Origin of the sequence: Natrinema versiforme JCM 10478 (assembly GCF_000337195.1) — an archaeon.
Taxonomy (GTDB): domain Archaea; phylum Halobacteriota; class Halobacteria; order Halobacteriales; family Natrialbaceae; genus Natrinema; species Natrinema versiforme.
On record NZ_AOID01000020.1, the window covers coordinates 1 to 613 of the forward strand.

At 54.8% G+C, this 613-nt stretch carries 1 rRNA gene; it reads left to right on the forward strand.

Annotation, left to right across the window (positions count from 1 at the left end):
- A 23S ribosomal RNA gene (locus C489_RS20710) occupies positions 1 to 613 on the forward strand; the annotation flags it as partial.

A 613-nucleotide genomic window follows, 5' to 3' on the forward strand; every position in this document is an offset into this window, starting at 1 on the left:
GATCTTGTAGGTTGGCGTTCTGTTCGGGTGGAAGCACGGTCGAGAGATCGTGTGGACCGTTCAGTAACGAAAATCCTGGTCATAGTAGCAGCGTTAGTCGGGTTAGAACCCCGACGGCCGAACGAGTAAGGGTTCCTCAGCAATGCTGATCAGCTGAGGGTTAGCCGGTCCTAAGTCAATCCGTAAGTCGAAATTGACAACAGGGAAATAGGTTAATATTCCTATGCCAGTGTGCACTCAAAGCCGACGCTTTGGGGCCGCCTGAGCTGGGCTTTCGCCCAGTCTAACTATCGAAATCCGTGGAAACCGTAATGGTACGAAGCGGACGAATGGTAGGATAGCGCAAGTCAGGCCAACCTAGAGCCCGTGAAAAGGCGAGCACACTGTCCGTACCGAGATCCGACACAGGTACTCGTGGCGGCGAAAGCCAAGGTCTGTCGGGAGCAACCGACGTTAGGGAATTCGGCAAGTTAGTCCCGTACGTTCGCAATAAGGGATGCCTGCCTCGCGAAGAGGCAGGTCGCAGTGACTCGGGCGCTCCGACTGTCTAGTAACAACATAGGTGACCGCAAATCCGCAAGGACTCGTACGGTCACTGAATCCTGCCCAGTGC